Source organism: Rahnella sp. BIGb0236, assembly GCF_004364755.1.
In the GTDB taxonomy this organism is placed as follows: Bacteria; Pseudomonadota; Gammaproteobacteria; order Enterobacterales; family Enterobacteriaceae; genus Rahnella; species Rahnella victoriana.
In genome coordinates, this window is record NZ_SOAO01000014.1 from 130,689 (window position 1) to 146,898 (window position 16,210).

Consider the following 16,210-nt stretch of genomic DNA (forward strand, 5'->3'; position numbering starts at 1 on the left):
CCGCAATGCGCTTACGCCACATCGAAGTGTTTCAGGCGGTCTTACAGGCAGGCAGCGTCAGCGGCGCGGCGCGCCTGCTCAACGTGTCGCAGCCGAATGTCAGCCGCGTGCTGAATCACGCCGAGCAGCAACTGGGCTTCACGTTGTTTGACCGCACGCCGCAGGGATTAATCGTGACGCCGGAAGGTCGGCGGTTAATGCCGGAAGTCGAGGCGCTGTTCAGTCATATTCAGGCCATCGGCGAACTGGCGGAACAGTTACGCCAGGGCGAAGGCCAGCACGTGCGCATCGGCTCGGCACATGCTCTCGGTCACAGCGTGATGGCGCCGGTGCTGGTGGATTTTCGCCGCCAGACGCCCGGCGGCAGTGTCGAACTGGTGACCGGACATTTCAACACCCTGAGTCAGGATCTGCTGCAATACAAAATGGATTTCGCGCTGGCATTTGGCGAGCAGGCCACGCAGGAGCTGGTGGCCGAGTCGATTTATCAGGGCAACATGGTGGCGCTGTTACCAAAAGATTCAGCCGTCGAAGGGCCGGTCTCACTGGCGTGGTTATGTGAAAACGATCTGCTGATGTTGCAGCAACAGGATCCGCTGGGTCAGGTGCTCAACCGCGTCCTGCGCGAAAACGGACTGATGCCGCATTCGGCGCTGTTCATCAAAACCTACTCGGTGATCGCCGACATGGTGCTGGCAGGCGGCGGTGTCGGTGTGGTCGATACCTTTACCGCCCGGCGGTATGTCGATCAGCTGAAGATTGTGCCGGTGGTGGAACCGCTGCCGTTTGAGGTGATTCTGCTGAGCAGGCGGGACCAGCCGGCCTCGCAGGCTTCGAACCGGCTGAAACAACTGATCCGGAGTAAGCTGTGGGATCTCAGAATTCAGGGCGTCTGAGCCTTACTCCCTCCCCTGCGAAGGGGAGGGTTGGGGTAGGGTATTAAAGGAAAATCAAAGAGTTGATGTTAGCTTTACTCTGGTGTTAGCCCTTAAAACCCCCTCCCAACCTCCCCCTTCGCAGGGGGAGGAGCAAAGGGCAAAACCAATGCGTGTTCCGGTCTGCCTCCCCCTTCGCAGGGGGAGGAGCAGAGTCATGGCCGCTTTAGCCCTGTCGTTACGGGCATGCCAAAATCTAATTAATTTTCGCCCCCAGCCTTTCCACTTTCTCTATGGCGGCCCGAATTTCCGCAAACTCCACTTCCCACGGCATGTTCGCCATATCCGGCGTGCTCAGGCTGCGGTCGATAATCACGGCCAGATCCTGCTCTGTCAGACCCGGTGCGATATGCGCGAGCTGTGTCGGGACGGCACTGGCGCGGGCCAGCGCGATGGCGGTCAGCAGTTCTTCGTCACTGCGTTTTTCCAGTGCCAGCAGGCACAGGTTGCCGTAACCGACCAGCAAACCGTGGGCGACGTGGCGGGTTTTCGGGCAGGCGGTGAAACCTTCGTATAATGCATGGGAAGCGCCGGTGTGCGCGCCGTTACTCATGATGGAGGTCAGTCCGGCGTAGAGGAAAATGGCGTCGAGCACCTGTTCGAGCGCGTTGTTGGCTTTGCCGTCCTGCACCGCAAAACAGGCGTCAGCGGCAAAATGCTCGATGAGCGTGTAGCAGAGTTCACTGTTGGTTCTGGCGACACCTGCCAGACCAGTCAGCTGACTGAGATCGCTGATGGCGCGGTATTCGTACCATTTTGCCAGCGTATCGCCGATGCCCGCCGAGAGCCATTGCAGCGGGGCGGTGGCCAGTAAATCCGCGTCGATGACCGACGCCGCCGGGCCACAGGATAACGGCATCATGTCGCGGAATTCACCGTCCTGATGATAGCGAAACGCCAGTGAGGTCACCGCTGAACAGGTGCCCGCAATGCTCGGCAATGTCACCACCGGAATATTGCACGTCACGCCCGCGGCTTTGGCGGTATCCAGCGCCTTGCCGCCGCCGGTGGCGATAATCACTTCTACGCCCTGTGTGCGGAACACATCGGCCAGCCGGTTGATCTCTTCCTGACAACACTCGCCGCCAAAAATTTCGCTGCCGAGATAGCTGACCATTTGCTGCTCAAGCTGATCGGCGACTTTCGCCTCGACGCTGGCAATGGCGCGTTTGCCGCCCACTAACATTGCCCGCTGGCCTAAACGTCCGCACATCGCGCCCAGATGTTTAATGGCGCCGCGCCCGCGCAGGACGCTGGCAGGAAATACCAAACGATGGGTGAACATGCATGCCCTCATAAACCGGAGTGTTTTAAGAAGTATAGAAGGCGCGCAGGGGAACGACAGAATATCAGCGGCGGCGCTGATGCACTGCGTCGTGGGTTTTGCGTAAGGCGTCGCGTGCACCGGGCAGACGCTGGGCGATACCGATGAACAGGCAGTCGATCAGCAGCAACTGGCTGGTGCGGCTCGCCATCGCGGCGGCGCGAAAACCCATCTCGCGGTTGCTGGTTCGCAACACGACATCGGCTTTGCGGGCGAGGGGAGCACGGCCATTGGCGGTGATCGCCAGCGTGGTTGCGCCTGCGGCTTTTGCCAGGACAAGCGCGTCGATGACATCTGTGGTCTGGCCCGAATGGGAAATCGCCAGCGCGACATCACCCGCGGCAAGCTGACAGGCACTGACCAGACTTTCATCTGTGCTGCCGTAGGTTCTGGCGTCAACGCCGATGCGCCGCAGTTTCTGGCAGAAATCCTGCGCCACCAGCGACGAGGCACCGGCGCCATAAATATCAATCCGCTGCGCCTGTGAAAGAAAACGCACCGCCTGCTCCAGCGTCGCGGCGCTGAGTAACTGCGTGGTTTCGGTGGCGCCTTTGACCTCGAATTCCAGCAACTTTTGCAGGATCTGTTTGGGCGAATCATGGTCGCCAATATCGGCCGCCAGCGGCATGTCGGCGGGCATAGGGCGGGAGGATTCAGCAGCTAAGGCCAGCCGCAACGCCGGATAGCCGCTGAAACCCAGCCGTTTACTGGTGCGCACCACCGTGGCAGTGCTGGTTTCGGCGTATTTCGCCAGTTCCGTCACGCCCATTTTTGCGACCTCCGGCGGATCGCGCAGGATGATGGCGATGATGCGCTTTTCCGCCGGTGAAAAACTGCCCTGTAAGGCATCGAGACGCGACTGTAAGTTGATGTCCTTCATCGCTTATTCGTCCAGATCACGCAGGTGGTCGTCTTTGCGCAGGCTCATCAACGCAAACAGGCTGACCACGCAGGTGGCGACCACGTAATACGCCGGAATATCCAGATTGCCGGTCTCTTTAATCAGGCCGGTGATGATCAGACCCGCACAGCCGGAAAACACCGCATTCGACAAGGAATAAGATAACCCCAGCCCGGTATAACGCACGCGGGTCGGGAACATTTCCGCCAGCATCGCCGGACCGGGACCGGCAATCATGCCGATCGTCGCCCCGGCAATCAGCACCGCAATGCCCTTCGCCAGCAGGCTGCTTTCCGGGTTTTGCAGCAGATGCAGCAGCGGGAAACTCAGCACGATCACCGCGAAAACGGCGATCATCATCACTTTCTTACGGCCAATTTTATCGCTCAACCAGCCGGAAGGCAGAATCGCCAGCGCAAAGCCGACATTCGCCAGTACCGTCGCCACCAGCGCCTGTAAAAAGGTGGCGTGCAGGGAGGTTTGCAGATAAGACGGCATGACGACCAGGAAGGTATAACCGCCCGCAGACCAGCCCATCATGCGGCCAATCCCCAGCGCGATGGCTTTGGCGGTGGCGACCGCAGAGGCTTTTTCTGCAGCAGTTTTCTGTGCTTTCGGTCCGGCTTTTTTACTGGCAACAAAGGTCGGTGTTTCATCGAGTTTCAGACGCAGATACAACGCCACCAGCCCCATCGGCAGCGCCAGCAGGAACGGAATGCGCCATCCCCAGTCTTTCATTTGCGCTTCCGGTAACCATTGCACCAGGATGGCGACCAGCGCCACGCCGGTCAGCAATCCCAGCGACACGGTGAACGACTGCCACGCGCCATAAATACCGCGTTTGCCTTTCGGCGCAAATTCGGTCATCAGCGACACCGCACCGCCGAATTCACCGCCCGCAAATAACCCCTGGAACATGCGCATCAGCGTCAGCAACAGCGGCGCCGCCACGCCAATCTGGGCGTAGGTCGGCAGCAAACCAATGATCGCCGTGGCCAGCGTCATCAGCAGGACGACGGCAATCAGCGTCGGCTTGCGGCCAATGCGGTCACCGATGCGGCCAAAAATGATCGCGCCAACCGGGCGGCAGAAAAACGCCAGCGCGAAGGACGCGTAAGTGAGCAGTAAACCGGTCATCCCGGTCTGGCCTTCCAGAGTGAAAAAGTTACCGGCGATCAGCGTCGCCAGATAACCGTAAACGCCGAATTCATACCATTCGATAAAGTTACCCACCGAACCGGCGACGAGCGCGCGGCGTGACTGGCTGGCGGTGGCAGGGGAAATCTGTCCGGTGCGGGTCATCATTAACCTCTTCAGAAAAGGAACATTGTTATAAGAATAGGATGTAAATATTTTTCTAAATTTCTGAGGTTATTATGTCAATAATTTTCATGTATTGAACAAAATTAAAGCGGGAAGTGTGGGGTCAGGCAGGTTTTTTGGCATAAAAAAAGCTGCGCCCCGAAAGGTGCAGCTTGTTGATAAGCGGTGTCGTTACAGCGTGTGGATGTCGATCCCGTCGCCGATATTGCTTTTCTGGTAGTACGCCCGCGGGACTTCGACCTGATACTGCTTGTCTGCGTACGCGACTTCCAGAATAAAACGTTCGTTTTCATAGGATTCCACCGGAATGAACCCAAAGAAACCTTCCGTTACGCTGATCGTCCGGCTGGACGGAATGGCATAACGATGAACAATCCTTGCTCTGAGCGGCTGTTGCTTGCCGGTTAACGTGTTCCATACGCGGTTAACGGGTTGCGCCAGAGAAACCATCACCTCTGAGGCCAGCGAGTTAAGAGCGGAGGGCCAGCTCTTCGGTGTTTTCATAGTCATGATAAATACCTCGTTGGTCTATATAACCCAATTCTTATAATTATCCGCGGCTAAGATCCAATCTTTTTTTACGCTAAGCTTAGTCAGGTTTTGTAAGTGTTTGATTTATTCGGCGACGGTTTTGCGCCTTTTGCCGGATTTGCGTTCTGCTAGCAATAACGGACAGGAAGGGCACATGGCGTGATCCTCCAGATCGTAGCGCAGGCAGCACTGCTTACGGTATTGCGGGCTGTCGGGGTCGGAAGGGTCTTCGGCGCGCATCGGCTGGAATAACGGATTTTTGCCGCCATAGCGCAGCTCGCGTGATTCCATCAGTTGCATGCCATCCGAGATGTCCGCATGGACCAGTTCGGCCTGCTTCACACCCCAGCCGACGCGGATCGCCGCGTTGCTCCAGTAAATGCCCGGTTTCAGACCGGAAAATTCAGCCAGTGCTTCGCAGACAGGGCGTAAGTGGCGTTCGATCATCACATCAAAGCGCGCCATTGGTTCTGCGGAGATCAGCGCTTCGCCTTCGCCGTCCAGATAAATTTGCGCAGGCAGACCTTCTTCCTGCATGCACAGATAGACGTTTTCAGCGGCGATAGGCAGTTGCCAGCCATGGCGCAGGGACACAATCACCCAGCTTGGCAGCAGGGTGGCGAAATACCATTGTGACCACATCGAAATACGCGCGCGTCGTTTATCGCACACTGCGGCATCGGCCGCATTGGCATCCAGATAGCGTTTAAGCACGCTGGCGCAGCCTTCGGCGGTCATCAGCAGTGACATCGGCACCGCATTGGTCACCAGCGGTGACATCGGTTTGAAAGTATCTGCAACCCAGCTGACCGGCGTTTCGCGGAAACTGTCGAGGAGTGTTTGCATCATTACGTTATGAAAGTCATTCGGCTCGATAAATCATGCGAATAGAGTAACGAATATTAAAGCGGAATAGTAATGATTTCGATTTAGATTGAGGGTTTTTGCCTCCCGCAGTGAAGGGGAGGCGCAGAGGAAGCGTTAGCCGACGACACTGACGCCCGCTTGTTTCAAAATCTCACGCACAATCTTTTGTTTGTCATTGCTCAGCGGCAGCGCCGGTTTCAGTGAATACACCGGCATATCGCTGATGACTTGTGAAATGGCGTATTTGATGACGTTGTAGATCGGCGTATCCAGCGTGTAGAGCGGAGGCAGGAATGACAGACGTTGTTGCAGTCCGACGGCGGTGGCGAAATCTTTCTCTTTAAATGCGCGGTAAATTCCGCAGGTCAGTTGCGGGGCGAAGTTGGCGCTGGCGGGGATCGCGCCATCGCCACCAAGGATCAGCGTACCGAACAGATATTCATCGTACCCGGAGAACACGGCGAAATCCGGGCGCTCCGGTTTCACGGCCTGTATCATTTCGCGGATATGGTTCAGGCTGTCAACGGTGTCTTTCAGGCCGACAATGTTCGGGCATTCCAGTGCCAGACGTTTGATCAGACTGACGGGCAACGGCTGGCCGGTCAGCCCCGGATAGTTGTACATGATCACCGGCAAACCGGCGCCTTCAGCAATCGTGCGGTAATGCAGATATAACGCTTCTTCAGTTATCGGGTTGTAATACGGGTTCACCACCACCACGCCGTCGGCACCGACGCTTTTCGCATGTTGCGCAAAAGCCAGCGTTTCAGCCGTGCCCGGATGCGCCGCGCCAATCAATACCGGCACACGTCCGGCAACGTGTTTCGTGCAAAACTCAGCCACTTCATGACGCAGTGCCTGAGACATATGCGCAAACTCCCCCGCGCTGCCGAGGAAAAACAGGCCGTTCACGCCGCCTTCAATCGTAAAATCAATCAGACGCGCCATCCCCTGACGGTCAAGTTGCTCATTTTCATTCAGGATCGTTGCGACAGGGGGGATCACGCCATGAAACAGTGGACGGGTCATACATTCGTTCTCCATATGAAAGTGCACAAAACTCAACACTCCATTTATAGAACGCTGTTTCAAATATTTATAGCGATGGGATCGAATTACATAGATTTAGCGAATATTTGGAAGGGAAGTCACAAAGATGGCGGTAACTCCCTCCCCACAGGGCAAATTTCACCTGGGTAGGCGGTGAAACACAGTCAACTCCCTCCCCTGCGAAGGGGAGGGTTGGGGTGGGGTATTAAGGTCAAAAACGGATGTTAAGGTTTGTTTAAACAAGGTGTTAGCCCTTAAAACCCCCTCCCGTCCTCCCCCTTCGCAGGGGGAGGAACAGGGCAAAAACCGCTCGCGGTGCTGAGTGAAACACGGTCAACTCCCTCCCCTGCGAAGGGGAGGGCTGGGGTGGGGTATTAAGGTCAAAAACCGGTGCTAAGGTCTGTTTAAACAAGGTGTTAGCCCTTAAAACCCCCTCCCGACCTCCCCCTTCGCAGGGGGAGGAGCAGGGCAAAACCCGCTTGCGGTGCAGATTGAAACACGGTCAATTCCCTCCCCTGCGAAGGGGAGGGCTGGGGTGGGGTATTAAGGTCAAAAACCGGTGCTAAGGTTTGTTAAAACAGTGAGTTAGCCCTTAAGACCCCCTCCCGGCCTCCCCTTCGCAGGGGGAGGAGCAGGGCAAAACCCGCTCGCGATGCAGAGTGAAACCAAAACTACATCACCAGTGCCTGTCCGTCTTTACGGGATTCGGTGCCTGCCAGATAACCGCCTGCGGGATTGGTAACAATCACCTGCGCGCCGCCAAACGAATGGCCGCTGAGCGGGTCTTCGACGATCAGTTCATGGCCCATGGCGCGCAGTGCCGCCAGCGTGTTGTGGTTGAAGGTGGATTCGATCGCCACCTGACGGCCGCCGTTGATCCGCCAGCGTGGGGCATCAATAGCCGCCTGCGGATTTTGCTTATACAGCATCACGCGCAGCGCCAGTTGCAGATGTCCCTGCGCCTGCATCGGGCCGCCCATCAGGCCGAATGACATCAGCGGTTTGCCCGCCGCGTCCTGCGCAAAGGCCGGAATAATGGTGTGCAGCGTGCGTTTGTTCGGCGCGACACAGTTGGCGTGCGTCGGGTCGAGGGTAAATCCACAGCCACGGTTTTGCATGCTGAGACCGGTGCCCGGCACCACGACGCCGGAACCGAAGCCCATGTAGTTCGACTGAATGAAAGACACCATCATGCCGCTGGAATCAGCCGCCGTCAGATACACGGTGCCGCCGGGACGCGGAGCGCCGTACGTCACGTCGCTGGCCTGGCTGCGGTTAATCAGTTTTGCCCGTTCCGCCAGATACTCGTCATTGAGGAACAGTTGCGGATCGAAGAACATGTGCTCGCTGTCGGTGACGTGCTGATCGAGATCCGCCAGCGCCAGTTTCATCGCTTCAATGCACAGATGCGTGGTTTCGACCGAGTCCACCGGCTGGCTGCCGATATCCAATTTGTCGAGAATGCCCAGTGCGATCAACGTGGCGATACCCTGACCGTTCGGCGGCAGTTCGTGAACCGAGCCGCCCGCAAAAGACTGCTGCATGGTTTCAACCCAGTCGGCTTTGTGATTCGCCAGGTCGTCCAGCGTAAGCGCGCCGCCGTGGGCCTGACTGTGCGCCACCATTTTTTCGGCCAGTTCACCGCGATAAAACGCTTCGCCTTCAGTTTTAGCGATCAGCTCTAACGAATCCGCCAGTGCCGGATTAAGGAAGATTTCACCGATTTTCGGCGCACGGCCTTCAGGTGCGAAACACTCCATAAAGCCCGGCTGGTTATGCAGTTTTTTGACTGCGATTTCCCACAGACGGCCAATCAGCGGCGAGACCGGAAAACCGTTGCGGGCATAATCGATGGCCGGTTGCGCCAGCGTGGTCAGCGGCAGGGTGCCGAAGCGTTTTGCCAGCGCCACCCAGCCGGAGACGGCACCCGGCACCGTGACCGCATCCCAGCCGTAGGTCGGTACCGCGTCCAGACCTTTGGCGGCGAAATATTCCGGCGTCCACGCCCCCGGTGAGCGGCCAGAGGCGTTGAGGCCGTGGGCTTTTTTGCCGTCCCAGATAATCGCGAACGCATCGCTGCCTGCGCCGTTGCCGCTCGGTTCGAGCACGGTCAGCGCAATGGCTGTGGCGATAGCAGCATCGGCGGCGTTGCCGCCCAGCATCAGCATTTTCATCCCCGCCTGCGCGGCCAGCGGCTGCGAGGCACAGACCGCATTGGCCCCCATCATGGTCGGACGCAGGGTCGGATACGCCACGTTAAAATCGTAATTCTCAGACATGTATTCTTCCTTAAAAAGCAGCAAACGGTTTATTCAGAACGCGGGTCGAGCGCATCACGCAGCCCGTCACCCAGCAAATTGAAACCCTGTACGGTGAGGAAAATTGCCAGACCGGGGAAAATCGACATCCACGGCGACTGCTCGAGGAAGCTGCGCGCGGTATTGAGCATCGCACCCCAGGAGGCATCCGGCGGTTGCTGGCCGAGACCGAGAAACGACAGGCTGGCTTCGGTGATGATCGCCGAGGCAATCGCCAGCGTCGCCTGCACCAGAATCGGCGACAGCACATTCGGCAGCACGTAGCGCCAGAGGATCCAGCGGTCGGGCAAGCCGATGGCCCGCGCCCCTTCGATATATTCCTCGTTGCGGATACTCATCACCTGCGCGCGCGTCAGCCGGGCGAAAATCGGCATCGCGGAAAGCCCGATGGCAATCATCGCATTGCCAAGGCTTGGCCCGAGAAACGCGCCCAGCGCGATCGCCAGCACCAGAAACGGACACGACAGCAGCGCCTCAACCACGCGGGAAATCACGCTGTCCAGCCAGCCCTGCCAGAAACCGGCGATAAGACCGAGCGGCACACCAATCACAATCGCGATAATCACTGACACACAACCGGCCATCAGCGACGTACGAGCGCCCCAGAACAGGCGCGATAAAATGTCACGACCCAGTTCATCGGTACCCAGCCAGTGCAGGGCGGAGGGCGCTTTTCGTACCGCCATGAAATCGGCTTTGATCGGATCAAAAGGCGAAATCCACGGCGCGAGCAACGCCAGTAAGGCAAAGGTGACGACCAGCACCGCACCAATCACCGCGCTTTTGTTGCGCAGGAATTTTCGCAGCACGCGGTTCGGCTCGCGGGCGGGGAGTGACGTTGTCACGGAAATCACAGATACGCTCATCTCAGGCTCTCCGCATACGTGGGTTGACCAGCACATACAGCACGTCGGCCAGCAGGTTCATCAGCAGAAATCCGACCGCGACCACCATCACCACGCCCTGAACCACGGCGTAATCACGGTTGAACACTGAATCGACAATCATTTTGCCAAAGCCCGGAATGGTGAAAACCTGCTCGCTGAGCACCGCGCCGCCCAGCAGTTCGCCGAACAGCAAGGTGGTCAGGGTGATGATCGGCACCAGCGCATTGCGCAGCGCGTGTTTCATGATCACTTTTTTCGGCAGCAGCCCTTTGGCGCGGGCGGTACGGATGTAATCCGCCTTGAGAACCGCAATCATCGCCGCACGGGTATGGCGCATCAGCGTGGCAGAAAGGCCGGTGCCGAGCACCGCCGCGGGCAGCAACATGGTTTTCAGGTTTTGCAGCGGATCTTCCGAAAACGGCACATAACCGGAGGCCGGAAGCCAGTGCAGCTTCACCGAGAACAGCATAATCAGCAGCACACCCAGCCAGAAATGGGGGATCGAAATCCCCGACAGCGCCAGAAAATTGGTGCCGTTATCTATCCAGGTGCCTTTGTTGACCGCCGCCAGCACGCCCATGGTGATGCCGATAATCAGCGCCACGATCATCGCCAGCAGCGACAGTTCGAGCGTCACCGGCAGCTTGGTGGCAATCAGCTGCAACACCGGTTCCTGCGTGCGCAGCGAGGTGCCGAAATCGCCCCGCAGCGCATTGCCGACCCAGTGAAAATACTGGCTGGGGATCGGGTCATTCAGGTGATATTGCTCGCGTAACTGCGCAATCACTGCCGGATCCCGCTCCTCGCCCGCCATCGCGGTGATCGGGTCGCCGGGCAGTAATTTCTGCAACGAGAACACCATCAGCGTCACCAGAAACAGCGTCGGTATGGCTGAAATCAGCCGTTTCACCACCAGTTCTAACATTGTCTTTCCTCAGGCAATTACTTTTTCAGAGCCAGACCCTGCAGGCGGATCAGCCCGTCGGCGTAAGGCACGAAACCGCTGACTTTTTTGCTCATGCCAAAAATGCGCGGTTCGAAGTACAGGTACACCAGCGGATCGTCGATGTTTTCCTGCGCCACCACCTGTTTGTACAACGCTTTACGCTTCTCCACATCGCTGGTCAGACGCGCTTCCTGCAACCACTGATCGACCTGCGGATTGCTGTATTTGCCGTCGTTCAGGCCGCCTTTGGTATGGATGAAGGAAAAGATATTGCCGTCCGGATCCGGGCGTCCTGACCAGCCGGACATACTCATTTTGAATTCGCCGCTTTGCTGGCGATCCAGCAGTGTGGCGTATTCGGTCATTTGCAGATTCAGGTTGATGCCCGCTTCACTGACCATCGCCTGCAGCACCTGCGCAACCTGCTGGGACGTCGGGTTGTTGGCGACCAGGAAATCAATGGTCATCGGCGTTTTCACCCCGGCTTGTGCCAGTAAGGCTTTGGCTTTTTCGATATCGCGTTTTGGCACCGGAATGTCTGCGTGATACGGGCTGGCGGGTGAGAACGCCTGATTCGCCGGGGTATATTGCCCCTGGAACACCACCTGATTCAGCGCATCGCGGTCAATCGCCAGCGACAGCGCCTGACGCACACGGGAATCTTTCGCCAGCGGGGTATTGGTGTTGGCGGTGCCGTTGGCGATATTGAGCGTCAGCCCCATATAGCCGAGGCCGGTGGTGCTCGCCAGTTGCAGAGTGTTGTCGGCTTTCACCGTAGCGGTGTCGCTGGCGGCAATGCCTTCGGTGATATCCAGATCGCCCGCCCGCAGGTTGGCTAAACGCACGGACGCATCGGGGATCGGCAGGAACACCACTTTATCGAAGTGATACGCGCCTTTATTCCAGTAATTGTCGAAACGTTTGAGGACAATGCGGTCCTGCTGCACACGGCTGACAAATTCGTACGGGCCGGAACAGACCGGATGCGCCGCGACGTTGCCTTTGGCGGTGGCCGCCGGGGCCATCATGGTGCCCGCGCGGTCAGTCAGTTGCATCAGCAGCGCGGCGTCGGCGGTTTTCAGGTGGAAAACCACGGTGTACGGCGCGGTGACGTCCACGGACTCAATGGAGGAGAGTTCACTTTTACGCAGGGAACCGGGCAGGGTCAGATAGCGTTCAATGTTGTATTTCACCGACTGCGCATCGAATTTTTCGCCGTCATGGAAGGTCACGCCTTCACGTAAATTCATCGTCAGTGTTTTGCCATCTTCGCTGTATGACCAGTCCTTCGCCAGACCCGGCACAATTTGCAGATGCTGATCGACATCCACCAGACGTTCGCACATGGCGCTGAACACAAAGCGGCCGTAATAGGTGCGCGCCGTGGCCGGATCGAGCATGTCAGGATCGCTGCCAAGGCCGATGCGCAGGGTGCTTTCCGCGTGGGCGAGGCCCGCCGAGGTCAGCAACAGTAAGGCCGGAATGCAGGCAGTTAAGCGGGGGGCAAATTTCATGGTCGGGTTCCCTGGGTTGATGTTGGAATGGAAAGTGAAAGCCGGGACTGGCTCGCTTGCTCAAACAGCGCACGCCGTAAGGTGAAAGCGGCGGACGGCGGCGGAACCAGCACGGAAGTGCGGTCCCGTTGCAGTTCGCTCCAGCGGTGGCAGGCCACCATGCGGTTGTCACTGACAGTTTCAAGTGGCGGTTCCACCAGACGACATTCGTCGGTGGCGTACGCGCAACGGGTATGGAAACGGCAGCCGGCAGGCATATTGGCCGGATTGGGCATATCGCCCTGTAACATCGGCACCGGACGTTTTACACCGGGCGTCAGCAGCGGCGCGGAGGCAATCAGCGCCTGGGTATAGGGATGCAGCGGCTGATCGAAAATGTCATCGGTGCTGGCCAGTTCGACGATTTGCCCGAGGTACATCACGGCCACGCGGTCGCTCATATGGCGGATCACCGCCAGACCGTGCGCGACGACAATCATCGTCAGGCCAAACTGCTGTTTCAGGTTTTCCAGCAAATTCACCACCTGCGCCTGCACCGACACATCCAGCGCCGACACCGGTTCATCGCCCAGCAGCAGTTTCGGCGAAGACGCCAGCGCGCGGGCAATGCCGATGCGCTGGCGCTGACCGCCGGAAAACTCATGGGGATAACGGTTGCTGAACGCGGCGGGCAGGCCGACGGTGGTCAGCAGTTCGCGCACTTTCGCCTGCCTGTCCGCCTTGCCGCTGACAATGTTATGCAGCCATAGCGGCTCGCCGACGATCTCTTCCACCGTCATGCGCGGGTTGAGCGAGGCAAAGGGATCCTGAAAGATGATTTGCAGATCGCGGCGCAGTTTCTTCATCTGGTCAGCCGAAAACTGTTTCAGGTTTTCGCCTTCATAAAACACGTCGCCGTCGGAGGCGCTGAGCAGTTGTAACAGCAGGCGGCCAAGGGTCGATTTGCCTGAGCCGGATTCGCCGACAATCGCCAGCGTTTCGCCGTGCCAGACGCGCAATGACACGCGATCTACCGCCTGCACGATTTTCGGTTTGCTGAACAGTGACGACGGGCCTTTAAAGACTTTGCTCAGTCCTGCGGCTTCCAGAATGGGGCGGGGTGCGAGGCTCATGCGCAGGCTCCTTCGGCGGACAACGCGAAATGGTTTTCCAGCGGCGCAAAGAAACAGGCGACGTGGTGCGACGACTGATGCAGGGCGCGCAACGGCGGTCGTTCACGCTGGCAACGTTCGGCGGCAAACGGACAGCGCGTCGAAAACCGGCAGCCCTGCGGCATATCCTTCGGCAGCGGCACGGCACCGGGAATGGTGGAAAGTGCGCCCTGACGCGAGGCCAGCGACGGCATCGACCCCATCAGCCCGATGGTGTAAGGATGCTGCGGATTATTGAAAATATCGGCCACCAGACCCTGTTCGACGATTTGTCCGGCATACATTACGGCCACGCTGTCAGCCACTTCCGCGACGACGCCGAGGTCATGGGTGATCAGCAATAACGCGCTGCCGGTTTCCTGCTGAATCCGGTTGAGCAGGGCGAGGATCTGCGCCTGAATGGTGACGTCCAGCGCGGTGGTCGGTTCATCGGCAATCAGCAATTGCGGACGGTTGATCAGCGCCATCGCAATCATCACCCGCTGACGCATACCGCCGGAAAGCTGGTGCGGATACGCATCCATCCGCAGCTCCGGTGCCGGGATCTGCACTTTTTTGAGGATTTCCAGCGCCTGCTCGCGGGCCGGTTTTTTGCCGACACCCTGATGACGCATCACCGCTTCCGCCAGCTGATCGCCGAGCGTCAGCGCCGGATTGAGCGAGGTCATCGGCTCCTGAAAAATCATCGCCAGTTCCTGACCGCGCAGATCGGCATACTGGCGCTCAGAAAGTCCGGGCAACGATTTTCCGTTGAGGCGGATATCGCCCTGCAACACCTTCGCGCTGGCGGGCAGTAACCCCATCAGCGCCAGCGACGTGACGCTTTTGCCACAGCCGGATTCGCCCACCAGCGCCAGCGTTTTACCGGCTTCAAGCTGTAAGGAAATACCGTCGAGCACAGTCGCGGGGGAGCCGGAAAACTGCACCCGCAGGTTGTTGATGTGTAACAGCGGCGTGACGGGTTCGGCCGGGTCAGTCATCAGTAAAATCCTCGTCGTCATCATTCAGGGTGGAAAGAAACGCCTGTTGCAGCGCCAGAAGGTGCTCGCGCATCACTCTGGCGGCTTCCTTTGGCTGGCGTGCGGCAATGTGTTCTACGATGCGTTCGTGGTGATCGTCGTAGCGGTTCAGGCGTTCCTGATTACGTGCCGCGTTGCGCACCGCCAGCCAGCTCGGATCGCGACGAATGGCATCGACGGCATCAAAAAGACCCAGCAGCAGCCGGTTTCCGGCGGCATCGGCAATGGCACGGTGAAAGGCGCTGTCCCACAGTTCGATCTGATCCGGATCGCCGCGCGACATGGTTTTCACCTTATCGAGCAAACGACGCATCAGCTGGATCTGTTCCGGCGTGGCGCGCAGGGCGGCATATTTCGCCAGCCCCGGTTCAATTTGCAGCCGTGCTTCCATCACTTCCTGCAAATTCGATTGTTTCGGTAACGCCTGCAAACTCAGCGGCTGTGCAGGGCCGTTCGGCCCGATAAACGTGCCTTTGCCCTGTTTGCGCCACACGCGGCCTTCTTCTTCCAGCACATCCAGCGCCCGGCGGATTTCACGGCGGCCAACGTCAAACATCTGCATCAGATCACGCTCCGCAGGCAGTGGCCGGGTGTGATCCGGATGCTGGCGGATCAGCTGACGTAACTGTTCCAGCGCGGAGTTAGACGTCCCGTTTGAAGGGGGCAGCGCCCCGGAATGTGTGGTCATATTTCAGTTTCCCGCCGGGAATTGAATCGTTAATCAGTCCTTTGCATTTTCTGAACCAATTTTGTAATGGTTCATGTGAAAGTTTTGCAAAAAGGGGAATTTGTTTTTAATTTCAAATGAATAAAATTTACGCGCTTTAGTTGAAGGATCGTTTTTGTAATTTATAAGGCATTGATATTTAGCTGATATGCACAAGTGTAGTGCGTTAAATTAATGTTAACGGATCGTAATGGTGCGTGTTTTCCTGGTATGAGAAGTAGATCAAATAAGAAGAATAAGTTGGCTAATGGTTCGCTATTTCCTTCCTTCCCAAAAGAAGGAAGGCCCGGGGCAGGGTATTAAGGAATAATTCGGAAGCCGGAGTGTGCGCAGGCAGTGGTTTCGTCTGCAAGATCGTGAGTACTGGTGAGGTTTTCGCAGAGTAGCCAGGGAATTCAGTTCAGCGAAGGGGAGGGTTGGGGTGGGGTATTAAAGTAAAATCAATGAGTTGAAGTATTCTTTTACCGGGTGTTAGCCCTTAAAACCCCTCCCAGCCTCCCCCTTCGCAGGGGGAGGAGCAGGTCAACACCCATTTACGGTATGGAGGGAAACATGGTCGGCTCGCTTCCCTGCGCAGGGGGAGGAGCAGGGCAACAGCCACTTACGGTGTGGAGGGAAACACGGTCGGCTCGCTTCCCTGCGCAGGGGGAGGAGCAGGGCAGCAGCCACTTACGGTGTGGAGGGAAACACGGTCGGCTCCCTCCCCTGCGAAGGGGA

The 16,210-nt window shown here is 57.9% G+C and carries 14 protein-coding genes; 1 reads left to right on the forward strand and 13 read right to left on the reverse strand.

What is annotated here, in order from left to right:
- Positions 1-5: 5 nt before the first annotated feature.
- Positions 6-896 carry a LysR family transcriptional regulator gene (locus tag EDF78_RS21840; protein WP_119824941.1) on the forward strand — a complete coding sequence of 297 codons (891 nt, stop codon included), beginning with the start codon at positions 6-8 and terminating at the stop codon, positions 894-896.
- A gap of 235 nt (positions 897-1,131) precedes the next feature.
- Here the strand turns inward: EDF78_RS21840 and EDF78_RS21845 are convergent, their stop codons facing one another.
- The 13 genes from EDF78_RS21845 to EDF78_RS21905 form a co-directional block, all read right to left on the reverse strand.
- Complete coding sequence (locus EDF78_RS21845) at positions 1,132-2,220, reverse strand: iron-containing alcohol dehydrogenase family protein (RefSeq protein WP_133823889.1); 1,089 nt, start codon at positions 2,218-2,220, stop codon at positions 1,132-1,134.
- 64 nt (positions 2,221-2,284) lie between these two features.
- The gene (locus EDF78_RS21850) at positions 2,285-3,139 is read right to left on the reverse strand and encodes a MurR/RpiR family transcriptional regulator (RefSeq protein WP_119824937.1); all 855 of its coding nucleotides are present in this window, start codon (positions 3,137-3,139) and stop codon (positions 2,285-2,287) included.
- Positions 3,140-3,142: 3 nt separating this feature from the next.
- Entirely contained in the window at positions 3,143-4,462 is a 1,320-nt protein-coding gene (locus EDF78_RS21855) for an MFS transporter (RefSeq protein WP_095925149.1), read from the reverse strand.
- A 192-nt stretch (positions 4,463-4,654) separates the two neighbouring features.
- A complete protein-coding gene (locus EDF78_RS21860) occupies positions 4,655-4,993 on the reverse strand; it encodes a hypothetical protein (RefSeq protein ID WP_095922172.1) in 339 nt (112 codons plus the stop codon).
- Positions 4,994-5,098: 105 nt separating this feature from the next.
- The gene (gene fhuF / locus EDF78_RS21865) at positions 5,099-5,863 is read right to left on the reverse strand and encodes a siderophore-iron reductase FhuF (protein ID WP_133823890.1); all 765 of its coding nucleotides are present in this window, start codon (positions 5,861-5,863) and stop codon (positions 5,099-5,101) included.
- 132 nt (positions 5,864-5,995) lie between these two features.
- The gene (locus EDF78_RS21870) at positions 5,996-6,910 is read right to left on the reverse strand and encodes a dihydrodipicolinate synthase family protein (RefSeq protein WP_133823891.1); all 915 of its coding nucleotides are present in this window, start codon (positions 6,908-6,910) and stop codon (positions 5,996-5,998) included.
- A gap of 692 nt (positions 6,911-7,602) precedes the next feature.
- Positions 7,603-9,210 (reverse strand): gamma-glutamyltransferase family protein, encoded by a 1,608-nt coding sequence (locus tag EDF78_RS21875; protein WP_133823892.1) that lies wholly within the window; start codon positions 9,208-9,210, stop codon positions 7,603-7,605.
- A gap of 29 nt (positions 9,211-9,239) precedes the next feature.
- Positions 9,240-10,115, reverse strand: a complete 876-nt coding sequence (locus tag EDF78_RS21880) for an ABC transporter permease (RefSeq protein WP_095922168.1) — start codon at positions 10,113-10,115, stop codon at positions 9,240-9,242.
- A 1-nt stretch (position 10,116) separates the two neighbouring features.
- Positions 10,117-11,061: an ABC transporter permease gene (locus tag EDF78_RS21885; protein ID WP_095922167.1), complete on the reverse strand. Its 945-nt coding sequence runs from the start codon at positions 11,059-11,061 to the stop codon at positions 10,117-10,119.
- Positions 11,062-11,078: 17 nt separating this feature from the next.
- Positions 11,079-12,596, reverse strand: coding sequence for an ABC transporter substrate-binding protein (locus EDF78_RS21890; RefSeq protein ID WP_133823893.1), 1,518 nt, complete (start codon positions 12,594-12,596; stop codon positions 11,079-11,081).
- Positions 12,593-13,708, reverse strand: a complete 1,116-nt coding sequence (locus EDF78_RS21895) for an oligopeptide/dipeptide ABC transporter ATP-binding protein (RefSeq protein WP_133823894.1) — start codon at positions 13,706-13,708, stop codon at positions 12,593-12,595. Before EDF78_RS21895 ends, EDF78_RS21890 begins: the two co-directional genes overlap by 4 nt.
- A complete protein-coding gene (locus EDF78_RS21900; protein ID WP_131694477.1) occupies positions 13,705-14,727 on the reverse strand; it encodes an ABC transporter ATP-binding protein in 1,023 nt (340 codons plus the stop codon). The genes EDF78_RS21895 and EDF78_RS21900 overlap by 4 nt, the downstream gene beginning before the upstream one ends.
- Entirely contained in the window at positions 14,720-15,454 is a 735-nt protein-coding gene (locus EDF78_RS21905) for an FCD domain-containing protein (RefSeq protein WP_095922163.1), read from the reverse strand. Before EDF78_RS21905 ends, EDF78_RS21900 begins: the two co-directional genes overlap by 8 nt.
- Between the last annotated feature and the right edge of the window lie 756 nt (positions 15,455-16,210).

Bases quoted from the DNA above. Each gene is read 5' to 3' on its own strand.
- EDF78_RS21840 (WP_119824941.1), top strand. From the start codon at position 6: ATGCGCTTACGCCACATCGAAGTGTTTCAGGCGGTCTTACAGGCAGGC.
- EDF78_RS21845 (WP_133823889.1), bottom strand. From the start codon at position 2,220: ATGTTCACCCATCGTTTGGTATTTCCTGCCAGCGTCCTGCGCGGGCGC.
- EDF78_RS21850 (WP_119824937.1), bottom strand. From the start codon at position 3,139: ATGAAGGACATCAACTTACAGTCGCGTCTCGATGCCTTACAGGGCAGT.
- EDF78_RS21855 (WP_095925149.1), bottom strand. From the start codon at position 4,462: ATGACCCGCACCGGACAGATTTCCCCTGCCACCGCCAGCCAGTCACGC.
- EDF78_RS21860 (WP_095922172.1), bottom strand. From the start codon at position 4,993: ATGACTATGAAAACACCGAAGAGCTGGCCCTCCGCTCTTAACTCGCTG.
- fhuF (WP_133823890.1), bottom strand. From the start codon at position 5,863: ATGATGCAAACACTCCTCGACAGTTTCCGCGAAACGCCGGTCAGCTGG.
- EDF78_RS21870 (WP_133823891.1), bottom strand. From the start codon at position 6,910: ATGACCCGTCCACTGTTTCATGGCGTGATCCCCCCTGTCGCAACGATC.
- EDF78_RS21875 (WP_133823892.1), bottom strand. From the start codon at position 9,210: ATGTCTGAGAATTACGATTTTAACGTGGCGTATCCGACCCTGCGTCCG.
- EDF78_RS21880 (WP_095922168.1), bottom strand. From the start codon at position 10,115: ATGAGCGTATCTGTGATTTCCGTGACAACGTCACTCCCCGCCCGCGAG.
- EDF78_RS21885 (WP_095922167.1), bottom strand. From the start codon at position 11,061: ATGTTAGAACTGGTGGTGAAACGGCTGATTTCAGCCATACCGACGCTG.
- EDF78_RS21890 (WP_133823893.1), bottom strand. From the start codon at position 12,596: ATGAAATTTGCCCCCCGCTTAACTGCCTGCATTCCGGCCTTACTGTTG.
- EDF78_RS21895 (WP_133823894.1), bottom strand. From the start codon at position 13,708: ATGAGCCTCGCACCCCGCCCCATTCTGGAAGCCGCAGGACTGAGCAAA.
- EDF78_RS21900 (WP_131694477.1), bottom strand. From the start codon at position 14,727: ATGACTGACCCGGCCGAACCCGTCACGCCGCTGTTACACATCAACAAC.
- EDF78_RS21905 (WP_095922163.1), bottom strand. From the start codon at position 15,454: ATGACCACACATTCCGGGGCGCTGCCCCCTTCAAACGGGACGTCTAAC.